Annotated in this window: 23 protein-coding genes and 1 riboswitch; of the genes, 9 read left to right on the plus strand and 14 right to left on the minus strand. The window is 65.3% G+C overall.

Annotated elements, in window-relative coordinates:
- Positions 1–6 precede the first annotated feature (6 nt).
- From ACPPVR_RS37275 to ACPPVR_RS37290, 4 genes are all read left to right on the plus strand, one after another.
- Positions 7–1125 (plus strand): class I SAM-dependent methyltransferase, encoded by a 1119-nt coding sequence (locus ACPPVR_RS37275; RefSeq protein WP_426611471.1) that lies wholly within the window; start codon positions 7–9, stop codon positions 1123–1125.
- Positions 1122–1889 (plus strand): peptidoglycan editing factor PgeF, encoded by a 768-nt coding sequence (pgeF, locus tag ACPPVR_RS37280; RefSeq protein ID WP_426611472.1) that lies wholly within the window; start codon positions 1122–1124, stop codon positions 1887–1889. The genes ACPPVR_RS37275 and pgeF overlap by 4 nt, the downstream gene beginning before the upstream one ends.
- A gap of 120 nt (positions 1890–2009) precedes the next feature.
- Entirely contained in the window at positions 2010–2627 is a 618-nt protein-coding gene (locus ACPPVR_RS37285) for a hypothetical protein (protein WP_426611473.1), read from the plus strand.
- A gap of 194 nt (positions 2628–2821) precedes the next feature.
- The gene (locus ACPPVR_RS37290) at positions 2822–3775 is read left to right on the plus strand and encodes a ribose-phosphate pyrophosphokinase (protein WP_426611474.1); all 954 of its coding nucleotides are present in this window, start codon (positions 2822–2824) and stop codon (positions 3773–3775) included.
- A gap of 172 nt (positions 3776–3947) precedes the next feature.
- On the opposite strand, the gene ACPPVR_RS37295 is transcribed toward ACPPVR_RS37290, so the two are convergent.
- The 9 genes from ACPPVR_RS37295 to ACPPVR_RS37335 all read right to left on the minus strand — a co-directional run bounded on the left by ACPPVR_RS37295 (position 3948) and on the right by ACPPVR_RS37335 (position 13330).
- Positions 3948–4403, minus strand: coding sequence for an SRPBCC family protein (locus ACPPVR_RS37295; RefSeq protein WP_426611475.1), 456 nt, complete (start codon positions 4401–4403; stop codon positions 3948–3950).
- Between the two features lie 9 nt (positions 4404–4412).
- Positions 4413–5252, minus strand: a complete 840-nt coding sequence (locus tag ACPPVR_RS37300; RefSeq protein ID WP_426611476.1) for an XdhC family protein — start codon at positions 5250–5252, stop codon at positions 4413–4415.
- 10 nt (positions 5253–5262) lie between these two features.
- Entirely contained in the window at positions 5263–6471 is a 1209-nt protein-coding gene (locus tag ACPPVR_RS37305) for a vWA domain-containing protein (RefSeq protein WP_426611477.1), read from the minus strand.
- The gene (locus ACPPVR_RS37310; protein WP_426611478.1) at positions 6468–7334 is read right to left on the minus strand and encodes an AAA family ATPase; all 867 of its coding nucleotides are present in this window, start codon (positions 7332–7334) and stop codon (positions 6468–6470) included. Before ACPPVR_RS37310 ends, ACPPVR_RS37305 begins: the two co-directional genes overlap by 4 nt.
- Complete coding sequence (locus ACPPVR_RS37315) at positions 7334–9754, minus strand: aerobic carbon-monoxide dehydrogenase large subunit (protein ID WP_426611479.1); 2421 nt, start codon at positions 9752–9754, stop codon at positions 7334–7336. Before ACPPVR_RS37315 ends, ACPPVR_RS37310 begins: the two co-directional genes overlap by 1 nt.
- The gene (locus tag ACPPVR_RS37320) at positions 9751–10251 is read right to left on the minus strand and encodes a (2Fe-2S)-binding protein (protein ID WP_426611480.1); all 501 of its coding nucleotides are present in this window, start codon (positions 10249–10251) and stop codon (positions 9751–9753) included. Before ACPPVR_RS37320 ends, ACPPVR_RS37315 begins: the two co-directional genes overlap by 4 nt.
- A 12-nt stretch (positions 10252–10263) precedes the next feature.
- Positions 10264–11127, minus strand: a complete 864-nt coding sequence (locus ACPPVR_RS37325; RefSeq protein ID WP_426611481.1) for an FAD binding domain-containing protein — start codon at positions 11125–11127, stop codon at positions 10264–10266.
- 313 nt (positions 11128–11440) lie between these two features.
- A complete protein-coding gene (locus tag ACPPVR_RS37330; protein ID WP_426616261.1) occupies positions 11441–12634 on the minus strand; it encodes an MHYT domain-containing protein in 1194 nt (397 codons plus the stop codon).
- Between the two features lie 102 nt (positions 12635–12736).
- Positions 12737–13330, minus strand: coding sequence for a 6,7-dimethyl-8-ribityllumazine synthase (locus ACPPVR_RS37335; protein ID WP_426611482.1), 594 nt, complete (start codon positions 13328–13330; stop codon positions 12737–12739).
- A 76-nt stretch (positions 13331–13406) separates the two neighbouring features.
- Positions 13407–13584: riboswitch (FMN riboswitch) on the minus strand.
- 412 nt (positions 13585–13996) lie between these two features.
- Between ACPPVR_RS37335 and ACPPVR_RS37340 the strand changes: the two genes are divergently transcribed.
- Together ACPPVR_RS37340 and proC are read left to right on the plus strand one after the other, a co-directional pair.
- Entirely contained in the window at positions 13997–14497 is a 501-nt protein-coding gene (locus tag ACPPVR_RS37340; RefSeq protein WP_426611483.1) for a YbjN domain-containing protein, read from the plus strand.
- A gap of 229 nt (positions 14498–14726) precedes the next feature.
- Complete coding sequence (proC, locus tag ACPPVR_RS37345; RefSeq protein ID WP_426611484.1) at positions 14727–15554, plus strand: pyrroline-5-carboxylate reductase; 828 nt, start codon at positions 14727–14729, stop codon at positions 15552–15554.
- 69 nt (positions 15555–15623) lie between these two features.
- On the opposite strand, the gene ACPPVR_RS37350 is transcribed toward proC, so the two are convergent.
- The 4 genes from ACPPVR_RS37350 to ACPPVR_RS37365 all read right to left on the minus strand — a co-directional run bounded on the left by ACPPVR_RS37350 (position 15624) and on the right by ACPPVR_RS37365 (position 19113).
- Positions 15624–16016 carry a thioesterase family protein gene (locus ACPPVR_RS37350; protein ID WP_426611485.1) on the minus strand — a complete coding sequence of 131 codons (393 nt, stop codon included), beginning with the start codon at positions 16014–16016 and terminating at the stop codon, positions 15624–15626.
- A gap of 85 nt (positions 16017–16101) precedes the next feature.
- Positions 16102–16305 carry a tautomerase family protein gene (locus tag ACPPVR_RS37355; protein ID WP_008144861.1) on the minus strand — a complete coding sequence of 68 codons (204 nt, stop codon included), beginning with the start codon at positions 16303–16305 and terminating at the stop codon, positions 16102–16104.
- Between the two features lie 117 nt (positions 16306–16422).
- On the minus strand, positions 16423–17943 hold the full coding sequence (gene hisS / locus ACPPVR_RS37360) for a histidine--tRNA ligase (RefSeq protein ID WP_426611486.1): 1521 nt from the start codon (positions 17941–17943) through the stop codon (positions 16423–16425).
- An 87-nt stretch (positions 17944–18030) separates the two neighbouring features.
- Positions 18031–19113, minus strand: coding sequence for a branched-chain amino acid aminotransferase (locus tag ACPPVR_RS37365; RefSeq protein WP_426611487.1), 1083 nt, complete (start codon positions 19111–19113; stop codon positions 18031–18033).
- A gap of 337 nt (positions 19114–19450) precedes the next feature.
- Here ACPPVR_RS37365 and ACPPVR_RS37370 point away from each other — a divergent pair, with 337 nt between their 5' ends.
- The 3 genes from ACPPVR_RS37370 to ACPPVR_RS37380 are packed head-to-tail and all read left to right on the plus strand — an operon-like array spanning position 19451 to position 22134.
- Positions 19451–19993 (plus strand): MarR family winged helix-turn-helix transcriptional regulator, encoded by a 543-nt coding sequence (locus tag ACPPVR_RS37370; protein WP_426611488.1) that lies wholly within the window; start codon positions 19451–19453, stop codon positions 19991–19993.
- Between the two features lie 2 nt (positions 19994–19995).
- Entirely contained in the window at positions 19996–20721 is a 726-nt protein-coding gene (locus ACPPVR_RS37375; RefSeq protein WP_426611489.1) for a response regulator, read from the plus strand.
- 24 nt (positions 20722–20745) lie between these two features.
- Positions 20746–22134 carry an ATP-binding protein gene (locus ACPPVR_RS37380; RefSeq protein WP_426611490.1) on the plus strand — a complete coding sequence of 463 codons (1389 nt, stop codon included), beginning with the start codon at positions 20746–20748 and terminating at the stop codon, positions 22132–22134.
- 102 nt (positions 22135–22236) lie between these two features.
- Here the strand turns inward: ACPPVR_RS37380 and ACPPVR_RS37385 are convergent, their stop codons facing one another.
- A complete protein-coding gene (locus ACPPVR_RS37385; RefSeq protein ID WP_426611491.1) occupies positions 22237–22767 on the minus strand; it encodes a DUF3617 domain-containing protein in 531 nt (176 codons plus the stop codon).
- Between the last annotated feature and the right edge of the window lie 7 nt (positions 22768–22774).

Raw genomic sequence — 22774 nt, forward strand, 5'->3', positions numbered from 1 at the left:
CAGGCCGTGACCGACTCGCCGCTGTTGAACGAGATCAAGGCGCTGATCAAATCCTCGGGCCCCATGCCGGTCTGGCGGTACATGGAACTGTGCCTGATGCATCCGCGCTACGGCTATTACGTCTCGCGCGATCCGCTCGGGCGCGAGGGCGACTTCACCACCGCGCCCGAGGTCAGCCAGATGTTCGGCGAGCTGCTCGGCCTGTGGACCGCGTCGGTGTGGAAACAGATGGGCTCGCCGCAGTTTTTGCGGCTGATCGAGATCGGCCCCGGCCGCGGCACCATGATGGCGGATGCACTGCGCGCATTGCGCGTGCTGCCGCCGCTCTACCAGGCGCTTCATATCGACCTGGTCGAGGTCAATCCGGTCCTGCGCGACCGGCAGAGCGCGACGCTGGCGGGCGTGCGCAACATCGCCTGGCACGACAGCATCGACGACGTGCCCGAAGGCCCGAGCATCATCCTCGCCAACGAATATTTCGACGTGCTGCCGATCCACCAGATGGTGAAGCTCGAGAACGGCTGGCACGAGCGCGTGATCGAGATCGACCCCAACGGCAAGCTTCAGTTCGGCGCAGCGTCCGAGCCGACGCCGCGCTTCGACGTGCTGCTGCCGCCCTTGGTGCGCGCGGCCCCCGTCGGCGCCGTGTTCGAATGGCGGCCGGATTCCGAGATCATGAAGCTCGCCACGCGGGTGCGCGACCAGGACGGTGCCGCGCTGATCATCGATTACGGCCATCTGCGCAGCGATGCCGGCGACACCTTCCAGGCGATTGCGCGCCATACCTTCACCGATCCGCTGAAGGCGCCGGGCCAGGCCGATGTCACCGCCCACGTCGACTTCCAGGCGCTGGCGCGGGCGGCGGAGGACGTCGGTGCCCTCGTGCACGGCCCGGTAACGCAGGGTGATTTCCTCAAGCGCGTCGGCATCGACACCCGCGCGGCGGCGCTGATGCAGAAGGCGGCGCCGGAGGTCGCCACCGACATTTCCATTGCGCTGAAGCGACTGACCGAAACCGGGCGCAGCGGCATGGGTTCGATGTTCAAGGTGCTTGGCATCTCCGAGCCGCGGCTGACTGGACTAGCGGGCCTTAGCGATCTCGAACGAGCCGGACACGCATCATGACGCTTGCTTCGTCGCTGCTGTCAGCGGTCCCCGGCTTGCGCCATTCCTTCTTCACCCGTGAAGGCGGCGTTTCGGGCGGCATCTATGCCGCGCTCAACGGCGGGCTCGGTTCCAACGACGATCCCTCGCATGTCGCGGAAAACCGGCGCCGCATGGCCGAGCATGTCGGCGTCGCATCGGACCGTTTTCTCAGCCTGCACCAGATCCACTCGCCCGACGTTCTCGTCGCAGAGGCCCCGTGGCCGAACGGGCCGCGGCCGAAGGGCGATGCGCTGGTCACCAAAACGCCCGGCATTGCGCTTGGCGTCTCCACCGCCGATTGCGGGCCGGTGCTGTTCGTCGATCCCAACGCGCGGGTGATTGGCGGCGCTCATGCCGGCTGGAAGGGCGCGCTGACCGGCGTGCTGGAATCCACGATTGCAGCGATGGAAAAGCTCGGCGCCTCGCGCAGCGGCATCATCGCCGCGATCGGCCCGCTGATCCGGCAGGACAGCTATGAAGTCGGCAACGAGTTCGTGGCGCGCTTCATCGAGGCGGACGCGGAGAACGCGGTCTACTTCATCCCGTCGGTCCGCGACGGCCATGCGATGTTCGACCTTGCAGGCTTCATTCGGAAGCGGCTGGAGGCCGCCGGCATCCTGATGATCGACGATCTCGGTCTCGACACCTATGCCGACGACCGCTTCTTCAGTTATCGCCGCTCGGTGCACCGCAAGGAGCCGGATTACGGCCGCCACATCCACGCGATCGCGCTGGAGGGGTGAACACACTGGCAACGTCGTGTCATTCCGGGGCGATGCTCAAACATTGCCCCTGCAATGCCCCGGGTCTGTGGCGCCCCTGCCCTAGACGTTAATGCGTTTTAACGATATCGCTGCCCTCCAATGAGGGACGCGTCATCCATCTTGCGCCGCGCGGGCTCGCGCGTGCTGGCGGTCATGCTGCTGGCGACGGCGACCGCGCTTGGCGGCTGCGCTGGCGGCAACGTGCCCAGCAACTCCTATGCGATGGCGCCGAGCGCCGGCTCAGGGGCGACGGTTGCCTTTGAATCGATCGACGGGCCGCCGCCGCAGGTGTTCGACCGCATGGTCGGCGTGCTCGACAGCGAATCCAAGCTTCGCAGCCTGTCCGTCGTCTCCCGCGAGGGGACGGCTGCCTATCGCGTGCGCAGCTACCTCTCCGCCCAAGTGGTGCGCGGCAAGACCGTGATCGCCTGGGTCTGGGACGTCTACGACGCTAACCAGCAGCGGGCGCTGCGCCTCTCGGGGGAGGAACCGACCTCCGCCAAGGGCGGCCGTGATCCCTGGCAGGCCGCCGACGACCTGGTGCTGCGGAGGATCGCCCAGGCCGGATTCAGCGGACTTTCCAACATGATCAACGGAACGCCGGCGGATGCGCCGGGCCCTGTTCCGGGGCTGCGCGGGCCGGCGGTGGCGAGCGTGACCCCGGCGGTCCCGGCGCCGGACATGCAGGCCTCCGCGCTCGGCTACGCCGAGCGATAACCCCCGCTAAACCACGGCCCCAACTCCGGGCCAAACCGTTGGCACGACTCAGGATTTCGAAGGGAAAACGTAGCATGCCGGGTTGCCATCGCAGCCCCCGGCCTGATATTTCCTCGCCGGTCATAACCGTGCTTCCCAGTGGGTATTCTGTGATGTTGAACGTCGTATCCAGCAAAGCGCGGGAGGAAGCGTCCATGTCGGCCAAGAACGGCTCCATCAAGCTCGTCGCCGGCAACTCCAATCCGGCTCTTGCCCAGGCCATCGCGCAGGGCCTCGACCTGCCGCTGACCAAGGCGGTGGTACGGCGCTTCGCCGACATGGAGATCTTCGTCGAGATCCAGGAAAACGTCCGCGGCTCGGATGCCTTCATCATCCAGTCGACCTCGTTCCCGGCGAACGACCATCTGATGGAATTGCTCATCATCACCGACGCGCTGCGCCGCTCCTCGGCACGCCGCATCACCGCGGTGCTGCCCTATTTCGGCTACGCCCGGCAGGACCGCAAATCGGGCTCGCGCACGCCGATCTCGGCAAAACTCGTCGCCAACCTGATCACGCAGGCCGGCGTCGACCGCGTCATGACGCTCGACCTGCACGCCGGCCAGATCCAGGGCTTCTTCGACATCCCGACCGACAATCTCTACGCGGCGCCGCTGATGGTGCGCGACATCAAGGACAAGTTCGACCTCTCCAAGACGATGGTGATCTCGCCTGACGTCGGCGGCGTGGCGCGCGCACGCGGCCTTGCCAAGCGCATCAACACCCCGCTCGCGATCGTCGACAAGCGCCGCGAGAGGGCTGGCGAATCCGAGGTCATGAACGTGATCGGTGACGTCGCCGGGTACACCTGCATCCTGATCGACGATATCGTGGACTCCGGCGGCACGCTGGTGAACGCGGCCGATGCGCTGATCGCCAAGGGCGCCAAGGACGTCTACGCCTATATCACGCATGGCGTCCTCTCCGGCGGCGCGGCGGCCCGCATCACCAACTCGAAGCTGAAAGAGCTCGTGATCACCGACTCGATCCTGCCGACGGATGCGGTGATCAAGGCGCCGAACATCCGCACGCTGCCGATCGCCAGCCTGATCTCGGACGCGATCGCACGCACGGCAGCGGAAGAGTCGGTGTCGAGCCTGTTCGACTGATTTTTCTTCGCCTTTCCCCGCTTGCGGGGAGAGGCTGGAATTCGAGTGAAGCTGGAATTCCGGGTGAGGGGGACTCTCCACGAGTCCAACTCTCACCTTCCCTGTGGAAACTCCCCCTCACCCCACCCTCTCCCCGCAAGCGGGGCGAGGGAGCGCACGGCCTGTCCGTCCCTCACGCCTCAGCCTTCGCGCTCACCACGTCGGCAAACGACTTGAAGAATTCGCCGGCAAGCTTCGTCGCGGTCGAGTTGATCAGTCGTGCACCCAACTGCGCGAGCTTGCCGCCGATCTGCGCATCGACCTCGTAATGCAGTACCGTGACATTGGCGTCCTCGGATTCCAGCCGCACCAATGCGCCGCCCTTGGCAAAGCCGGCGACGCCACCGGAGCCCTCGCCGGAGATACGATAGGAATTGGGCGGGTCGAAATCGGACAGCGTCACCTTGCCGCCGAAGGTGGCCTTCACCGGGCCGACCCTGAAGATCACGGTCGCGGTCATCTCGTTCGGAGCCGTCACCTCAAGCGACTGACAGCCGGGGATACACTGCTTCAGCACAGCGGGATCGTTCAGCGCCGCCCACACCTGTTCGCGTGACGCCGGGATACGCTGGCTGTCATTCATCTGCATGATTGGTTCTCACTCTCTGCTTGCTGCCTGATTGGCGGCGCGCTGGCCGCGCCTTCGGTCCCGGGTGATCTCGGCGAGGATCGACATCGCGATCTCCTCCGGGGTGATGGCGCCGAGATCGAGCCCGGCGGGCGCCTTGACGTCATCGAGAGCAGCGGCGGTGACGCCCTCGGCAATCAGCTTGGCCCGCAGCGAAGCCATCTTGCGGCGGCTGCCGACGAAGGCGTGATAGTCGGCTTTTGTTGCGACCGCCGCGCGCAGCGCAGCCTCATCGCCCTTGCCCTGCGTCGAGACCACAACGAAGCGCTTTGCATCGTTGAGCTCGCCGAGCTGATAGCCGTCGATAATGGTGTCGGCATCCGGCTGCGCCGTGAGATCGCCCGATGGCGCGGCGAGCGTAACGTGATAGCCGAGCGTACGCGCCTGCGCGGCGAGCGACAGCGCCACCGGGCTCGCACCGAGAATGACGAGCGAGGGATGCGGCAGCACCGGCTCGACGAAAATGTCCATGGTGCCCTTGCTCGGGCACATGTTGGTAGCGAAGCGGATACCGTCGCGATTGTCGCCTGCACGCACACCCAATTCAGCGAGCAGGTTTTCCGGCTGCACCGAGACCATACGCGGCTCACCGTCGGCCAGCGCCTCGCGGGCCGCCTTCAGCACCGCGCCCTTGGCGCAGCCGCCGCCGATCCAACCCGCGACGATGGTGCCGTCGGCCGCGATGATCGCCTTGGCGCCGGCCTTCGCCGCGGTCACCGACACCGTACGCACCACGGTCGCGAGCACGAAGGCGCGCTCGGCGGCCTTCATCTGCGCCACGAGATCCAGCACTTCGACGTGACTTGTCATCGGCGTGTCCTCAGAGCTTCGCCAGATAGGGTTCGAGCGCGCGCAGGCTGTTCAGCGAATTCGCCGGCGCGTAGAGATCGATATGCGGCAGCGCTGCCTTGATGCCCCGGGCTTCGGGCGCGTAGCCCTCCCAAGCCATCATCGGATTGAGCCAGACGATGCGGCGGCAGCGCCGCGCCAGCGCGGCCATTTCGCGTCCGAGCAAGGCCGCATCGCCGGTCTCATAGCCGTCGGACACGATCATCACGCAGCTGCGCGAATGGATCACGCGCGCCGCATGCCAGCGGTTGAAGGTTTGCAGGCTCTCGCCGATCTTTGTGCCGCCACCCGCGCCCTGGGCCATGATCGAGAGCCGGTCGAGCGCGCGGCCTGCGTCCTTTTCCTTCATCGCATCCGAGACGTAGGCGAGGCGCGTGTGGAACAGGAACGCCTCCGCCTCGCGGAATTCATCAAGCACGCCGTGGATGAAGCGCAGGAACACGGAGGTGTACATGCTCATCGAGCCCGATGCGTCGAGCAGCACGATCAGCCGCAGCGGCTTGTCCTTGCGTTGCCGCTTCACGAGCGCGATCGGCACGCCGCCATGGCTGATGTTGCGATGGATGGTGCGGCGGAGATCGAGCCGGTAGCCGCACCGGCGCGCCAGATCGCGCCGCGTCAGCCGCGTGCGCATCACCCGTGCGAGCGTTGCTGCGGCCTCATGGGCCTGCACGACCTGGTCGGGATCGCTGAGCTTTCTGAAATCGACCTCGGCCAGATTGTCGGCGCGCGAGGCGCCTTCCATACGGCCCTCGCCGGAGCGGCCTTCCGGTGCCTCATCGGACGACGGAAGCTGATCGGTGACGGACTGGCTGCCGCCCTGCTCGGCCGTCTTGTCCTGCAAGCTCTTCAGCGACGGGTTGCTGGCGCCGGGAGCCGAGCCGATGGTGCGGGAGCGCGACCGCGCGCGCTTGCCCAGCCAAAACGCATCGAACAGCCCGTCGAACTTGTCCCAGTCGGTTTTGCGCGCCGAGAACAGATGCTTGAACGCCGCGCGCAGCAGGCCCGGCCGCCCCGCGTAACCGGCGGACATCAGCGTCGCTGCATCCTGCCCTTCGGCGAGCCCGACGCGAAAGCCGGCATCGCGCAGCGTGCGCAGGAAGGCGGCAAGCTTCGCGGACACGAGGCGGGAGACCTCATTGAGGCCGTCGTACCCCGGGCTGGAGCCACAGCAGCTCATGCGACCTTCCCCAAAAGGCGCTGCGTCACCTCGCCCGTGACGCGCGCACGGTCTTCATGGGTCTTCAGCAGGCAGATCATCGTGTCATGCACGGTCTCGGGTGCGTCGTGGAGATCGCGGACATCAAGGCCGACGAGCGCTGCCGCCCAATCCAGCGTCTCGGCCACGCCCGGGACTTTTCGCAGCTCTTCTTTCCGGACGCCCTCGACCATGCGCGCGATCTGGAGCGACAGCGACGGGCTCACCCCGGCGATCCGCGCCAGAATGATGCGGGTCTCGCGGTCGACGTCGGGATAATCGACGTAATGATAGAGGCAACGACGGCGCAACGCGTCGGACAGCTCGCGCGTGCCGTTCGAGGTCAGCACCACATGCGGAATGGTGATCGCCGAAATGGTGCCGAGCTCGGGGATCGAGATCTGGAAGTCGGAGAGCAGCTCCAGCAGGAACGCCTCGAACTCGTCGTCGGCGCGGTCGATCTCGTCGATCAGCAGCACCGGCGCCTGCGCGCGACGGATCGCGGCGAGTAGGGGACGCTCCAGCAGGTATTTTTCCGAGAACACCCGGTCCTCGATGCTGTCGGCGCCGCGATGGGCCTGGATCGCCAGCAGTTGGCGCTGATAGTTCCATTCATAGAGCGCGGAGGACTGGTCCAGCCCCTCATAACATTGCAGCCGGATCAGCTCGGTCGCGTGCACTTTTGCGAGTGCCTTTGCGACTTCCGTCTTGCCGACGCCCGCCTCGCCTTCGAGCAGCAACGGACGCCGCAGCAATTGCATCAGCGAGATCGCGGTCGCCAGATCCGCATCGGCGATGTAGCCGGATGCGGCCAAGGCTTGCGCGATCTCGTCTCGGCCTTTCACTACGCCACCGCTCCCAAATCCTTCGCCGCCTTCCAATTGCGCCAGAAATCGTGCGGCATCTGGATGTGCTTGGACCCGAGGAATGAGAACGCGTCGTTGACGGCGTTGGAGAAGGCGGGGACGCCGCCGACATTCGGACTTTCGCCGACGCCCTTGGCGCCGATCGGGTGATGCGGCGACGGGGTGACGGTGAAGTCGGTTTCCCAATGCGGCGTCTCGACGGCGGTCGGCATGAAGAAATCCATGAACGAGCCGGTGACGACGTTGCCGACCTCGTCGTAGCGGATCTCCTGGCCCATCGCGATGGCGAAGGCTTCGGTGAGGCCGCCATGCACCTGACCCTCGATGATCATCGGGTTGATGCGAGTGCCGCAATCGTCGAGCGCGTAGAAGCGCCGGACCTTGTACACGCCGGTATCGACGTCGATGTCCATCACGCAAAGATAAGCGCCGAACGGATAGGTCATGTTAGGCGGATCGTAATAGCTGACCGCCTCCAGCCCGGGCTCCATGCCCGGCGGCACCGAGTTGTACGCCGCCCAGCAGATATCCTTCATCGACATGAATTTTTCCGGCAGGCCCCTGACCCGGAAGCCGTCGATGTCGAATTCGAGATCGTCCTCGTGCACCTCGAGCTTGTAGGCCGCGATCATCTGCGCCTTGGCCTTGATCTTTCGTGCGGCCATGGCGATCGCCGCGCCCGCCACCGGCGTCGAGCGCGAGCCGTAGGTGCCGAGCCCGTAGGGCGCGGTGTCGGTGTTGCCTTCTTCCACCATGATGTTGTCGGCGGGAATGCCGATCTCGGTCGCGATGATCTGGGCCCAGGTGGTCTCGTGGCCCTGGCCCTGGCTCTTGGTGCCGACCCGTGCGATGCCAGCTCCGGTCGGGTGCATCCGGATCTCGCAGGAGTCGAACATGGCAATGCCGAGGATGTCGCAGTTCTTCGACGGCCCGGCGCCGACGATCTCGGTGAAGAAGGAGATGCCGAGCCCCATGATGTCGCGGGTCTCGCCGCGCGCGAAGGCCGCACGCTTCTCGGCCTGCTCTTTCCGGAGCGCGGCGTAGCCGGTGGTCTCCATCATTTTGCGCATGGCGGTGTGATAGTCGCCGGAATCGTATTCCCAGCCCAAGGCCGAGTGATACGGAAACTGCTCCGTCTTGATGAAGTTCTTCAGTCGCAGCTCGGCCGGATCCATGTTGAGCTTCTGCGCCAGAATATCCATGGCGCGCTCGATGCAGTAAGCCGCCTCCGTGACGCGGAACGAACAACGGTAGGCGACGCCGCCGGGTGCCTTGTTGGTGTAGACGCCGTCCACCGCCAGATGCGCGGTCGGGAAGTCATAGGAGCCGGTGACGATGTTGAAGAAGCCGGCCGGCCATTTCGACGGGTCGGCGCAGGCGTCGAACGCGCCGTGATCGGCGAGCACGTGGACGCGCAGGCCGGTGACCTTGCCCTCCTTGGTCGCCGCGATCTCGGTCGTCATGTGGTAGTCGCGCGCGAACGAGGTCGCGGTGAGGTTCTCGATGCGATCCTCGACCCATTTCACCGGCTTGCCGGTGACGATGGAGGCCACCGCCGCACAGATGTAGCCAGGATAGGCGCCGACCTTGTTGCCGAAGCCGCCGCCGATGTCGGGCGCGATGACGTGGATCTTGTGCTCCGGAATCTTTGCGATCAGCGCCACCACGGTGCGGATTACGTGCGGGGCCTGGAATGTGCCGTAGATCGTCAGCTCACCCTTGATCTTGTCGAAGGAGCAGACGCACTGGCAGGTCTCCAGCGGTGACGGATGGGTGCGGTGATAGGAGATCATCTCCTTGATCGTCACCTCCGCCTTCTTGAAGGCGGCGTCTGTAAGGTCCTTGTCGCCGACGGTCCATTCAAAGATGTGGTTGTCGTGCTTGCGCGGCCCGTGCGCCCCGGACATCTTGCCGACGAGGTCCTCGCGCAGCACCGGGGCGTCCGCGTCCATCGCCTTGAAGGGATCAACCAATGGCGGCAACGGCTCGTATTCGACGATGACCGCGTTGATGCCGTCATCGGCTGCGTAGCGGTCGGTCGCGACCACGAAGGCGACCTCCTGGTTCTGGAACAGCACCTTGCCGTCGGCCAGCACCATCTGGACGTCGCCGGCGAGCGTCGGCATCCAGGCGAGGTTCACGGTCTTCAGCGTCTCGGCGGTGATGACCGCGAGCACGCCGGGCACTTTCAGCGCCTCCGTGTCGTCGATTTTCTTGACGCGCGCATGCGGATGCGGCGAACGGACGAAATCACCGTGCAGCATGCCGGGCAGCTTGACGTCGTCGACATAATTACCCCGGCCTTGCGTGAAGCGGATGTCCTCGACGCGCTTGCGCTTGCAGCCCATGCCTTCGAGTGCGGCGGTGCGTTGTTCCCGCGTGGGAGTGAGGTCATTCATTCTGCGGCCTCCTGGAATTCCACGCCGTTGATCTTGGCGCTAGCGTATTGAATCGCCTTGACGATGTTCTGGTAGCCGGTACAGCGGCAGATGTTGCCGGAGATGCCCATCCGGATTTCCGGCTCGCTCGGCGAGGGGTTCTCTTTCAGCAGCCGATGCGCGCGCACGATCATGCCGGGCGTGCAGAAGCCGCATTGCAGGCCGTGCATCATGCGGAACCCCTCCTGCAGCGCCGACAACGTGCCGTCAGCATTGGCGATGCCCTCGATCGTGATGATGTCGGAGCCATCAGCCTGCACTGCGAACATGGTGCAGGACTTCACCGACATGCCGTCGATATCGACGGTGCAGGCGCCGCAATGCGTGGTCTCACAGCCGATATGGGTGCCGGTCAGCTGCAAATTTTCGCGGATGAAATGCACCAGCAGCGTACGCGGCTCGACGAGGCCTTCGACCTCGGCACCGTTCACCTTCATGGTCACATGTGTTTTCGCCATCGGTCCCCTCCTCTATTTCGCGACGGCGGCGGCGCGCTGGAGCGCCCGCATCACCATGATGCCGCCGACATGTTTGCGGTATTCGACGGGACCGCGGGCATCCGCGGCCGGCGACATGATCGCCGAGGCCGCAGCGGCCGCCTTTTTCAGCGTGGCCGGATCGAGGCTGGTGCCGATCACGGCGTTGGCGGCATCGGTCGCGAGCAGCGGCGTCTCGTGAACATTGGTGAGCCCGATGACGCAGGTCGCGACCTTGCCGCCCGCCATGGTCAGCACGACCGCGGCCGCGGCCGTGGCGTAGTCGCCGACCTTACGCTTGAGTTTTTCGTAGGCGTAGCCGTGGCCGGCGGCGGGCACAGGGAATGAGACAGAAGTGAGGATCTCGCCGGGTTCGAGCGCCGTAAAATAGGCGCCCTGGTAGAACTCGGCTGCGGCAACATCACGGGCGCCATTGGGCCCTTCGAGGCGATAGCTCGCGCCCAGCGTCATCATCAGCGCCGGCATGTCGTTGCCGGGGTCGCCATTGGCGATATTGCCGCCGATCGTGCCGCGGTAGCGCACCTGCGGATCGGCGATCAGCAGCGCCGCCTCGTGCAGGATCGGCGCCGATTTCGCGATCTCCTCGGACGCCAGCAGATCATGCTGGGTGGTCATCGCGCCGATGACGAGATTGGTGCCGTCGCGGCGGATACCCTTGAGGTTTGCAATACCGTGCAGGTCGATCAGATGGGCAGGGGTCGCGAGCCGAAGCTTCATCATCGGCACCAGACTGTGCCCGCCGGCCAGTGGCCGCGCATCCTCGCCGAGGTCGACCAAGAGTTTGACGGCATCGGCGACGCTCGCCGGCCGGTGATAGCTGAATGAGCCCGGGATCATCATCTCCTCCCACAATCGTCCTTGGCGCGTGACGGCGCGGACGTTGGCGGGACGGTCTCTCCCGGAGGGGCGGGCCGCAATCGCTGGGGCACGGAACAGCGGATTTCGCACGAGTTGCGGGTTGGAACGCACGAATTGCGTCAGGAGAAGCGACGTATGGCGCGGCTTGCTCCGCTGCAACCTCTCCCGCTTGCGGGGGAGGTCGGTGCGAAGCGCCGGGTGGGGGCTCTCTCCTGTGGGGAGTCTCTCTGCGGAGACACCCTCTCCCCAACCCTCCCCCGCAAGCGGGGGAGGGAGCACTCCGCCCGTGCAGCTACGCGTGCCGCCGGTTCACCAGTCCCAGCCTCGCCTTCACCTCGGCGATCTTGGCCCGGCTCACCGGCACCCGGTGCGGCGATGGGCCGTCGAGCTCGAGCACGGCGCCGTCGCCTTCTTTCCGGACCAGCGCGACATGGGGGATGGCGACGATATGGCTGCGGTGCACGCGGAGGAAGAGCGAGGGATCGAGCTGCGCCTCGGCCTCCGAGATCGACCACGGGCACATCCGCTCCCGGGTGCCGTCATGAACCCGCGTGTAGTGCGCGTCGGCGCGGACGCTGCGGACATCGGCCGTGTCAATGAAGTGGGTACCGTCGGCACTTTCGACCGGCAGCCGGGGAACGGGTGCCCGCGGCGGCTGGCCGAGGCCGCCGAGCGGCGCGGACATCGGCCGCGGCGAAGCGGCCGCTTGAGCCACCGGCTCGGGCACAATAGGCGAGGAGATCGTATCCATCGTTGCCGCGGCCGCCGGCTGCCGCCGATCCGGCACCAGCGAGAGCAGGAAGCCGGCGGCGATCACGAAGCAGAGCACGGCAACGACGATGGACAGGATTTGCTGCGACGCGGCAAGCCCGCCACCGAGATGCTGATGCCCGCTTCCTGTCAGCGGCTCGAAATGCATCCCGAGCATCGCGGTGTAGTGCATGCCGGAGACGGCGACGCCGAAGGCGATCGCGCTGACGATCAGCCGAACGCCTTCCTGCTGCGCCAGGAAGGCGCGCAGGCCGCCATAGGCGGTGACAACAGCGACCAGGACCGACAGCAGCACCATCGTCCGGTCGTGCGCGATGGCGAAGGGCCCGGCCAGGCCGTGAATCCCGACATAATGCATGCTGGCAATGCCGACGCCGAGCAAGACGGCCGACGACGCCACCCTCTTTAATGACGGCTCGCCGATCGAGACGAAGAACAGGGAGATGCCGACCACCAGTGCGCAGATCAAGAACGAGATGATGGTGGGCAGGACCAGATAGACGGTGTCCGGTGGCAGCGGCGCGGCCAGCATGCCGACGAAATGCATGGTCCAGATGCCGACGGCCAGAAACGCGGCCGCACCCGCGAGCAGCAAGCGGTTACTGACGCCGGGCGTATTGCGGATGCGAGCCGCAAGGGCAAAGCCGGTATAGCCACCCAGGCTCGCGATCGCCACAGAGAGCGCGACGAGATAGGGATCGTGTCCTTCGAACATGATCTTGTCGGCCGCCCGTCTCCACGGCACGGCCTCCTCCCGCCGCCGACTTTATAGGGACGGCGACGGGATTGACAATCAGTGGCGTGTGAAGGGGCCTCCTCACACAATTCCCGCCGCGACCTGCCCGCGCAGGCGCTCGAGGCCGAGCAGCGTCTCCGCACACGCTGCCGCGACCTCGATGCCCTTGATCGCAAAGTGCCTGCGGAAGAAATCGTAGTGCACTTCGGTCTCGTGGAATTGCTGCGGCGTCAGCACCGCGGAGAACACCGGCACTTCGGTGCGGAGCTGCACGTCCATCAGCGCCTTGATCACGGTGTCGGCGACGAACTCGTGGCGATAGATGCCGCCGTCGACGACGAGGCCCGCCGCGACGATCGCGGTGTAGCGCCGTGTCTTGGCGAGGATCTGCGCGTGCAGCGGGATTTCGAACGAGCCCGGCACCTCGAACACGTCGACATGGGTGAGATGGCGCGCCTCGGCCTCCTTGACGAAGGCGATGCGGGCCTCCTCGACCACGTCACGGTGCCAGCAGGCCTGCACGAAGGCTACCCGCTGCGGTTTTGCGAAGCGCGGGTGTTCGGGCGCCGGCCCCTGTGGAACCGGAGGCGGTGTTTGGGTTGGTTGGGAGGTTTCGGCTTTGGAAGTTTGGACTTGGGAAGTCTGGGCTTGGGGGTCTTGCAACATCTGATTCATGGCTTTCCTCAGTTAAGGACCAGAATCAGGGCACACGGAACGACAAACAGCCGCATCTTGCGATGCGTCTGCCACCGACCGTTCTCTTTCATCCGGACTCTAACCGTCGGCTTCGGAGTTGCACCGAATCTGCTGACCCTTCCCCTTCAGGGAAATCCTTCTTCAGGAAACCCCTTGGGGAGAAGGCGCTCGCGGGCTTAGGCCTTTCGGCCCTTACCGCCGGTGGGGACTTTCACCCCGCCCTGAGAACATCGGCCGTTCGGGATTGAACGGCCTGAACGGAAATATGACGCCGGTCCGTGGCCACAGCAAGCGTGTTCCGCATGGGAATTCCGCATGGTCCCATGCCGCCATGGCAGGTACGGCCCTCGCGCGGCGGAATTAACGATTGGCGGGCGGGCCGAGAATCCGATTCCGATTTGTTCTTCTCGTTAATAATTGTGGCCGAGATGAGCTGTGGACGAACGAGTCCTGGCTTGTGGACGGACTCGGGACCCGGTTGCGCAGATTCCGCAAATCACATCAGTTGATCCGCGACAAGCCCGCGCTGATCCCGGGATCGCAACAGCGACGCCTCGGGATCGCCTTATCAATATTTAAGGGAGCGCGCGCCGGACCAACCGCGTGCGTATCAAAGACAACAAAAAGGCAAGAGGTCGAGACGGCATGTCCCTGCTCGAAAGCACAACCGATTCCCGAAATCACCCGCTCGCGGTGGTCGAGGATATCGCTGCCAGCAACAACTGGCCGTTCGAACGCTCCGGCGAGGACGAACTCACGATTGTCTCCAAGGGGCAATGGACCGATTACCAGATCTCCTTCACGTGGATGGGTGAGATCGAGGCGCTGCATCTGGCCTGCGCATTCGACATGAAGATTCCCGTCGCGCGCCTGGGCGAGGTGCAGCGGCTCGTCGCCGCGATCAACGAGCAGTTGTGGGTCGGGCATTTCGACTTGTGGACCAACAGCGGCATGATCATGCACCGTCAGGCCCTGGTGCTGCCGGGCGGCCTCACCGCTTCGACCGCACAATGCGAAGCCATGCTCGCCGGCGCCATCCATGCCAGCGAGCGCTATTTTCCCGCGTTCCAGTTCGTGGTGTGGGCGGGCAAGACCACGACGGAAGCGATGGACGCGGCGATGTTCGATACGGCCGGAGAGGCGTAACTCTTAAGAAGACTCTTAAGAAGTGAGGGAGCCGCAGCTTCCTCCCCACGTCGTCCCGGCCTGGAGCGCAATTGCGCACGGGGGGCCGGGTACCGCGTGATGCCTCTTGTGGCACACTGCTTGTTGCCAACACCTCCATCCACTAAAACCACTCGTGGTTATGGGTCCCGGCCCCCCCGTGCGCAATTGCGCTCTAGGCCGGGACGACACTGAGTTTGTGGCAACAGCGATGGCAAACAACAGCACTCTCCAAAACATCACCGGCACCATCCTGCTCGCCGGCGCCGGCAAGATGGGCGGCGCGATGCTGACGGGTTGGCTTGCGGGCGGGCTCGATCCGCGCCGGGTCGCGGTAATCGAGCCGTATCTCGCGCCCGAGATCAGCGCGCTTGCCGCCAAGGGCGTTGCACTCAATCCCGACGCGAAGGCGGTAGGCCTGGTCGAGACGATGATCGTGGCGGTGAAGCCGCAAATTTTCCGCGAGGCCGGCGCCAAGCTGAAGCCGTTCGTGTCGGACAAGACCTCGGTGGTCTCGATCATGGCGGGAACCACGGTCGCCTCGCTTCAGGACGTCTGCGGCGGCGCCGTGGTGCGCGCGATGCCGAACACGCCGGCTGCGATCGGCCGCGGCATCACCGTCGCGGTCGCGGCAAAGAATGTCAGCGTGCCGCAGCGTGCGGTGGCCGATGCGCTGCTGCGCGCCACCGGCTGGGTCGAATGGGTCGAGGATGAAGGCCTGATGGACGCGGTCACCGCCGTGTCCGGCTCAGGCCCGGCCTATGTGTTCCTGCTCGCGGAAGAGCTCGCGCGCGCCGGCGTCGAAGCAGGATTGCCCGAGGCGCTGGCGACAAGGCTTGCGCGCGAGACGATCGCCGGCTCCGGCGAACTTCTCCATCAATCGGAGCTTCCGTCGGGCACGCTGCGCCAGAACGTCACCTCGCCCGGCGGCACCACCGCCGCAGCACTCAGCGTGCTGATGGGTGAGCCAGGCTTGCGCGAGCTGATGATCCGCGCGATTGCGGCTGCGACGAAGCGGTCGAAGGAATTGGCGAAGTAGCTGGACCCTCATGGTGAGGAGGCGCGAAGCGCCGTCTCGAACCATGAAAGGCGCCGCTCGCGCCCGCGGCTACGCCCCCAGCCGCTTGTTGAACATCTCGACATTGACGAGACCGCGCGCATGGCGGCCTTCGCCGAGCTTGCGCGTGCCCTCGAACGCCTCGACCTCGAAGCGGATGACGCGGCGCTCGACCGCGACCACCTTCGCGGTGGTCCGCACCGTCGCCCCGACAAGGGCTGCTGCGAGATGGCGAATGTCGACCTCGGTGCCGACCGTGACCCAGCCCGGCCTTAGCGCGGAACGGATCGCGTCACTCGATGTCATCTCCATTTCCAGGATCATCATCGGGGTCGCATAGACGAAAGGCATGCCCGGCACGAAATGCCCGACCGTCCGCTCCACCGCCACCACCAGCGTGCGCTCGGCGCTCATGCCAATCGTGATGAAGTCGCGTGCGTCCATGCTTGCTCCTCACCGTCGTCCCGGCCTAATGCGCAATTGCGCACGGGGGCCGGGACGACGGCTGTGAATGCCGCTCTGGCAGCGCTTACTTCTTCGCCGCGGCGGCGCGCTCCACAAAGGTCTTGCCGCCCTTCATCTTGTGGCGGAGCGGGGCTTCGTTGATCTGGATGACGACGGCATCGGCGTCGACGCCGAGATTCTTCACCAGCGCCTGGGTGATGTCGCGCATCATGCCGGCCTTCTGTTCATCGGTGCGGCCTTCGGCCATGCTGACGGTGATCTCAGGCATTGTCTTCTCCCTGCTGCTGTCACGACAGCCGGGCATACCCCGGCCATTCACGATGGATGCATCAAACAAGACGTGGATGCCCGGGACAAGCCCGGGCATGACGCTGCTTGCGAATGGCTAGCCCCAGCTTACGTCATGGCGCGCCAAAACCTCTCGCACTTTCGCGACGAGATCGGCTTCGCTGCACGAGAACTGCGCCGGGCGGCTCTCGCGCCATTCCTGGTTGGAGGCGATCGCGGCGGCCGCCTTCGCGCCCTCGATCAGATCCTTGATCTGCACCTCGCCGCGCGCCTTTTCATCCGAGCCCTGGATGATGACGCAGGGCGCGTTGCGGCGGTCGGCATATTTAAGCTGGTTGCCCATGTTCTTGGGATTGCCGAGATAGAGCTCGGCGCGGATGCCTTCGTTGCGAAGGCTTGCCACCATCTTCTGATAGTCGGCGACGCGGTCGCGGTCGAACACGGTGACGACGACAGGGCCGAATTCGGGGCGTGTATCGAGCTTGCCGAGCAGCGTCAGCGCGGCCTGGAGCCGCGACACGCCGATGGAAAACCCGGTGGCTGGCACGGGCTCGCCACGGAAGCGCGAGACCAGGCCGTCATAGCGGCCACCACCACCGACCGAGCCGAAGCGCACGGGGCGGCCCTTCTCGTCCTTGGTCTCGAGCAGGAGTTCGACCTCGTAGACGGGACCGGTGTAATATTCGAGACCGCGAACGACGGAGGGGTCGATGCGGATGCGGTCTGCACCGTAACCCGACGCCGTGACCAGTTTGGCAATCTCTTCCAGCTCGCTCACGCCGGCCTGACCGACTTCGCTCTTGGCCAGGTAGACATCTGCCGCCGCAATTGCCTCTTTCCAATCGTCGCGCGGTTTGGTGATGGCGAGGACAACATCAGCCTCCGCCGCACTCAAATTGGCGCCTTTCGTGAAGTCGCCCTTGCCTTCTTCGCCACCATCCCACCTGCCGGGACCGAGCAATTTGCGCACTTCGTCGGCGGGAAACTTGTCGAGCTTGTCGATTGCGCGCAGCACAGTCAGTCTGCGAGCGGCGTTCTCATCGCCTGCGAGCCCGATGGCTTCCAGCACGCCGTCGAGCACTTTGCGGTTGTTCACCTTCACGACATAGGAACCGCGCGCAATGCCGAGCGCCTCCATCGTGTCGGCGGCCATCATGCAAATCTCGGCATCCGCCGCGGGCGTTGCCGAGCCGACCGTATCGGCGTCGAACTGCATGAACTGGCGGAAGCGGCCAGGGCCGGGCTTTTCGTTGCGGAAGACGTAGCCGACGCGGTAGCTGCGATAGGGCAGGACCAGGCCATCGGTCCCGTATCGCTCGCCGACATAGCGCGCCAGCGGCGCGGTCAGATCGTAGCGGAGCGAAATCCACTGCTCGTCATCGTCCTGGAACGAGAATACGCCCTCGTTTGGACGGTCCTGGTCGGGCAGGAATTTGCCGAGCGCGTCGGTGTATTCCATCGCCGGCGTCTCCACCGGTTCGAACCCGTAGAGCTCGTAGACGGCGCGGATCTTCTCGACCATCTCGCGCGTCGCCCGGATCGCGGCGGGATCGCGATCCTCGAGCCCGCGCGGCAGCCGCGCCTTCAGTTTCTGGGGTTTTTTGGGTTTTTCGACCATGCGGGCGTTTACCAGCCGACGCGCGATGCGGCAACCGGAGTGTTCTTCCCCTCGCCCCGCTAGGGGGAGAGGGGAAGAGATCGGGGCTCAAATCACCTTCTTGATCCAGCTGTGTGGGTCGTTGGTGCGGCCGTACTGGATGTCGACGAGCTGCTTGCGCAGGCCCATGGCGACGGGGCCGGCGACGCCGCCGCTGATCTCGAAATCGCCGCTCACCGAGCGCACCTTGCCGATCGGCGAGATCACGGCGGCGGTGCCGCAGGCGAACGCTTCCTTCAGCTTGCCGCTCGCAGCATCCTTGCGCCACTGGTCGAGGGAATACGGCTCCTCGCGCACCGTCTTTCCGGCATCCTTCGCCAGCGCGATGATGGAGTCGCGGGTGATGCCGGGCAGGATCGTGCCGAGTTGCGGCGTCGACAGCGAGCCGTCCTCGAACACGAAGAACACGTTCATGCCGCCGAGCTCCTCGACATAGCGACGCTCGATCGCGTCGAGGAAGACGACCTGGTCGCAGCCGTGCTGGATGGCTTCGGCCTGCGCGCGAAGGCTCGCGGCGTAATTGCCGCCGCATTTGACCGCGCCGGTGCCGCCGACCGCGGCGCGCGTGTAATTCTCCGACACCCAGATCGACACTGGCGCAGGCCCGCCCTTGAAATAGGAGCCGACCGGCGAGGCGATCACCGCGAAGATATATTCGGACGACGGCTTCACGCCGAGGAAGGTCTCGCTCGCGATCATGAAGGGCCGAAGATAAAGGCTGCCCTCGCCGCCCGGTATCCAGGCGCGGTCGATGCGCACGACCTGCTCGACCGCCTCGGTGAAGACGTCCTCGGGGATCTGCGCCATCGCCATGCGGTCGGCGGAGTCCTTGAAACGCCGCGCATTGGCGTCGGGGCGGAACAGGTTCACGCCGCCGTCGTCGCGCTTGTAGGCCTTGAGGCCTTCAAAGATTTCCTGGGCGTAGTGCAGGACGGCGCCGGCCGGATCGATCTGGAAATTGGCGCGCGCCTCGACGCGTGCCTCATACCAGCCGCCCTTGGCCTGGTTGTAGCGGACCACCGCCATGTGATCGGTGAAGACCCGCCCGAAGCCGGGGTCCACGAGCTTGGCCACACGGTCCTTTTCGGACGTCGGATTGGATGCGGGCTGGATATCGAATTTCATGCTCATGTCCTTGGCTCCCGCTGCCGATGGCGGCGCTGTTCTGGCGCCCGCCTGCCCGTTCCGGGCCCGGCTGGCTTGTTGAGGTTTCTGGCCGAACCACCGCCAGCCTTGTTACGGCCGGTTTCCGTGGCCAGCATGTCCGTCGAGGACATGCTTTTGCGGAAGGCGGAAGTCCAGTATGTTTTGCCGAAAAGCCGCTCGACAATCGCACGGCAGATCTGATCCGGTCGGCGCCGCCTGTTGGCACTCCCCGGCCGCCCTTGAAAATGCCACCCGAAGCGAAACGATCTAAAGTTTCGTACGGGCTGATCGTTTTGTAACATTGAACCCAAGATACGTCAATATGCCTGACATAAATTTCGCGACTCCCTCTCATGACGCCGCCGAGCCCAAGCCGGCCGCGCCGGAAGGAAGCAATTTGCGCTGGGATATCATCGAGCTGCTGTTCTTCGCCTATCGCGATTTCGTCGGCGATCCCGACCAGGAGCTGGAGGCGTTCGGCTTCGGCCGGGCCCATCACCGGGTCATCCACTTCGTCTATCGCTATCCCGGGCTCAAGGTCGCCGATCTCCTCGACGTCCTGCGCATCACAAAACAGTCGCTCGGCCGCGTGCTCAAGCAGCTGCTGGACGAGGGCTATATCGTGCAGAAGACCGGCGACAATGACCGCCGCCAGCGCCTGCTCTTTGCGACGCCGAAGGGCGAGGCGCTGGTGCAGAAGCTCGCCGGCCTGCAGACCACGCGGATCACCAAGGCGCTGGCCGAGATGGCGCCGCAGGATGCCGAGACCGTCAAGCGCTTCCTGCGCGCGATGATCGACCGCGAGGATCCGGACAAGGTGCTGGAGACGATCTTCGCCACCGTCAATCAAGACGCAAAGGAGTAACCGTGCCGCTCGCAGCCACGCTCGCCCGCCCGCCGGCGCAACCGGCCGACGACGCCCCGCATCTCCTGCTGGTCGACGACGACCGCCGCATCCGCGACCTGCTGTCGCGCTTTCTCGCCAGCGAAGGCTATCGTGTCACCACCGCCGCGAGCGCCGGCGACGCGCGCTCGAAGCTTTTGGGCCTGCATTTCGACCTGCTGATCCTCGACGTCATGATGCCCGGCGAGACCGGCTTCGATCTCGCCCGCTTCATCCGGACCTCCTCCTCGGTGCCGATCGTGATGCTGACGGCGCGCCATGAAGCCGAAGCCCGCATCGAGGGACTTCAGATCGGCGCCGACGATTACGTCGCAAAGCCGTTCGAGCCGCGCGAGCTCGCGCTGCGCATCAACAACATCCTCAAGCGCGCTGCGCCGCCGCCGCAGGCAGCATTGGTCGAGAAGATCGCGTTCGGCCCTTACATCTACCATCTCGATCGCGGCGAGCTGCGCCAGGGCGAGGAGGTCATCCACCTCACCGATCGCGAGCGCGAGATGCTGCGGATCCTGTCGGAGAACCCGGGCGAGACCGTGCCGCGCAGCGCGCTCACCGGCAACGGCAGCGTCAACGAGCGCGCCGTCGACGTGCAGATCAACCGCCTGCGGCGCAAGATCGAGACCGACCCCGCCAATCCGCTGTTCCTTCAGGCGGTGCGCGGCATCGGCTACCGGCTCGTGGCCTCGCCGTAAGCAAGTAGCAGTGAAGCGCCACCAATGAGCACGATTGATACCAGCCTGACGCTGCTGCGAAGCGCCGCCGGGCGCGTCTCCGCCGCCAATGGCTGGATGGGCAATGCGTTCAAGGGCTGGATGCCGACCGGCCTCTACGCCCGTGCGCTCCTCATCATGATCGTGCCGATGGTGATCCTGCAATCGGTCGTCGCCTTCGTGTTCATGGAGCGGCACTGGAACACGGTGACACGCCGCCTGTCGGCCGCGGTGGTGCAAGACATCGCCGCCCTGATCGACGTCTACAAGGGCTATCCGCAGGACAAGGACCGCGACCAGATCCGCCGCATCGCGCAGCAGCGCTTAGGCTTGGTGGTGGACTTCCTGCCCGCCAGCGACATGCCGCCACCGGGGCCAAAACCGTTCTTCTCGCTGCTCGACCAGACGCTGTCGGTACAGCTCGGCCGCCAGATCGGGCGCTCGTTCTGGATCGACACGGTGGGCCGCTCCAATCTCGTCGAGATCCGCATCCAGCTCGACGACGCCGTGATGCGCGTGTTCGCACAGCGCAGCGCCGCCTACGCTTCGAACTCGGAGATCTTCCTGTTCTGGATGGTTGGCACGTCGTCGATCCTTTTGATCGTCGCAGTGCTGTTCCTGCGCAACCAGATCAAACCGATCCTGCGGCTTGCGGACGCCGCCGAAAGTTTCGGCAAGGGCCGCGAGGCGCCGAACTTCAGGCCGCGCGGCGCGCGCGAGGTGCGACGCGCGTCGATTGCCTTCCTTGAAATGAAATCGCGCATCGAACGCACGATGGAGCAGCGCACCGCGATGCTCGCCGGCGTCAGCCACGATCTGCGCACCATCCTGACCCGCTTCAAGCTCGAGCTGGCGCTGATCGGCGACAGCCCCGAGATGGAGGGCATGCGCAAGGACGTCGACGAGATGTCGATGATGCTTGAGGACTACCTCGCCTTTGCCCGCGGCGATTCCGGCGAGCAGTCGCAGCCGACCGACATGTCGCAGGCGCTCGAGGAACTGCGCAGCGATGCCGAACGCCACGGCCACACCGCGACGGTGACGTTCCACGGCCTGCCCGTGGTCACCGTGAAGCCGGCGTCATTCAAGCGCTGCCTCGCCAACCTCATCACCAATGCCGCGCGCTACGGCAAGAGCATCGCCATCACCGGCCAGCGCGATCACCGCTATCTGACCGTGACGGTCGACGACGACGGACCCGGCATTCCCATCCATCTGCGCGAAGAGGTGTTCAAGCCGTTCCTGCGGCTGGACAACGCCCGCAACCAGGACGAAGGCGGCACGGGCCTTGGCCTTGCGATCGCACGTGACATCGCCCGCTCCCATGGCGGCGACATCACGCTCGGCGACAGCCCGATGGGCGGATTAAGGGCGAGTGTGCGGATTCCGGTGTAAGCCGACGTAGCCTGGATGGAGCACAGCGCAATCCGGGCCCCTTTGCGCGAAGGGAGAAAGTGCCCCGGATTTCGCTGTGCTCCATCCAGGCTACGATCTCGCCTACTTCGGCAGCAGCGCTTTCAGCTTGTCGACGTCGCGCACGTTCATCTTGAAGCCGCCGGGCATCACGATGTCGCCGGGCTTCTGGTCCGGCTTGCAGGCCCCGAGCCATTTCGCTTCGAGCGTCACGGCGGTGTCGCGGCCCGCCGCGCCGGCCGCGCCGCCTTGCGCATGCGACGACGTCTTCACCGTGTAGGCGGAATTGAAGTCGCCGATGATTTCGGCATGCGAGGTCGTGCTCATGCCGGCGACATTGCACTCGGAATCGCTGACATAGCCGGTTGATGTCTTCTTGATGTCCTGCTTGGAGCAGATCTGCTTGGCCATCGGGGAGACGTTGTTGTTCATCTCCTTGTCGACGGTCTCGTCGGTGCAGTGCTGCATGGTCATGTCCGGCATCGCCGAGCCGGTCCTGACCATCTTCAATTCCCAAAGACCGGCCTTGCGCACCGGCAGATCGTCGGCGCAGGCAGCCCCTGCCGACAACACGAGCCAAACGGCCGAACCGAGCAAAGCAAGCTTGCGCGTCATAGGAGAG

This window comes from Bradyrhizobium sp. McL0616, from assembly GCF_049993385.1.
Lineage (GTDB): Bacteria > Pseudomonadota > Alphaproteobacteria > Rhizobiales > Xanthobacteraceae > Bradyrhizobium.

Excerpts from the sequence above, each read along its gene's own strand:
- ACPPVR_RS37320 (WP_426611480.1), bottom strand. The coding sequence starts at position 10,251 with ATGGCGAAAACACATGTGACCATGAAGGTGAACGGTGCCGAGGTCGAA.
- ACPPVR_RS37340 (WP_426611483.1), top strand. The coding sequence starts at position 13,997 with ATGTCCCTGCTCGAAAGCACAACCGATTCCCGAAATCACCCGCTCGCG.
- ACPPVR_RS37305 (WP_426611477.1), bottom strand. The coding sequence starts at position 6,471 with ATGAGCTGCTGTGGCTCCAGCCCGGGGTACGACGGCCTCAATGAGGTC.
- proC (WP_426611484.1), top strand. The coding sequence starts at position 14,727 with ATGGCAAACAACAGCACTCTCCAAAACATCACCGGCACCATCCTGCTC.
- ACPPVR_RS37300 (WP_426611476.1), bottom strand. The coding sequence starts at position 5,252 with ATGACAAGTCACGTCGAAGTGCTGGATCTCGTGGCGCAGATGAAGGCC.
- ACPPVR_RS37335 (WP_426611482.1), bottom strand. The coding sequence starts at position 13,330 with ATGAATCAGATGTTGCAAGACCCCCAAGCCCAGACTTCCCAAGTCCAA.
- ACPPVR_RS37285 (WP_426611473.1), top strand. The coding sequence starts at position 2,010 with ATGAGGGACGCGTCATCCATCTTGCGCCGCGCGGGCTCGCGCGTGCTG.
- ACPPVR_RS37295 (WP_426611475.1), bottom strand. The coding sequence starts at position 4,403 with ATGCAGATGAATGACAGCCAGCGTATCCCGGCGTCACGCGAACAGGTG.
- ACPPVR_RS37385 (WP_426611491.1), bottom strand. The coding sequence starts at position 22,767 with ATGACGCGCAAGCTTGCTTTGCTCGGTTCGGCCGTTTGGCTCGTGTTG.
- ACPPVR_RS37330 (WP_426616261.1), bottom strand. The coding sequence starts at position 12,634 with ATGTTCGAAGGACACGATCCCTATCTCGTCGCGCTCTCTGTGGCGATC.
- ACPPVR_RS37365 (WP_426611487.1), bottom strand. The coding sequence starts at position 19,113 with ATGAGCATGAAATTCGATATCCAGCCCGCATCCAATCCGACGTCCGAA.
- ACPPVR_RS37380 (WP_426611490.1), top strand. The coding sequence starts at position 20,746 with ATGAGCACGATTGATACCAGCCTGACGCTGCTGCGAAGCGCCGCCGGG.
- ACPPVR_RS37290 (WP_426611474.1), top strand. The coding sequence starts at position 2,822 with ATGTCGGCCAAGAACGGCTCCATCAAGCTCGTCGCCGGCAACTCCAAT.
- ACPPVR_RS37315 (WP_426611479.1), bottom strand. The coding sequence starts at position 9,754 with ATGAATGACCTCACTCCCACGCGGGAACAACGCACCGCCGCACTCGAA.
- pgeF (WP_426611472.1), top strand. The coding sequence starts at position 1,122 with ATGACGCTTGCTTCGTCGCTGCTGTCAGCGGTCCCCGGCTTGCGCCAT.
- ACPPVR_RS37350 (WP_426611485.1), bottom strand. The coding sequence starts at position 16,016 with ATGGACGCACGCGACTTCATCACGATTGGCATGAGCGCCGAGCGCACG.
- ACPPVR_RS37355 (WP_008144861.1), bottom strand. The coding sequence starts at position 16,305 with ATGCCTGAGATCACCGTCAGCATGGCCGAAGGCCGCACCGATGAACAG.
- hisS (WP_426611486.1), bottom strand. The coding sequence starts at position 17,943 with ATGGTCGAAAAACCCAAAAAACCCCAGAAACTGAAGGCGCGGCTGCCG.
- ACPPVR_RS37370 (WP_426611488.1), top strand. The coding sequence starts at position 19,451 with ATGCCTGACATAAATTTCGCGACTCCCTCTCATGACGCCGCCGAGCCC.
- ACPPVR_RS37325 (WP_426611481.1), bottom strand. The coding sequence starts at position 11,127 with ATGATCCCGGGCTCATTCAGCTATCACCGGCCGGCGAGCGTCGCCGAT.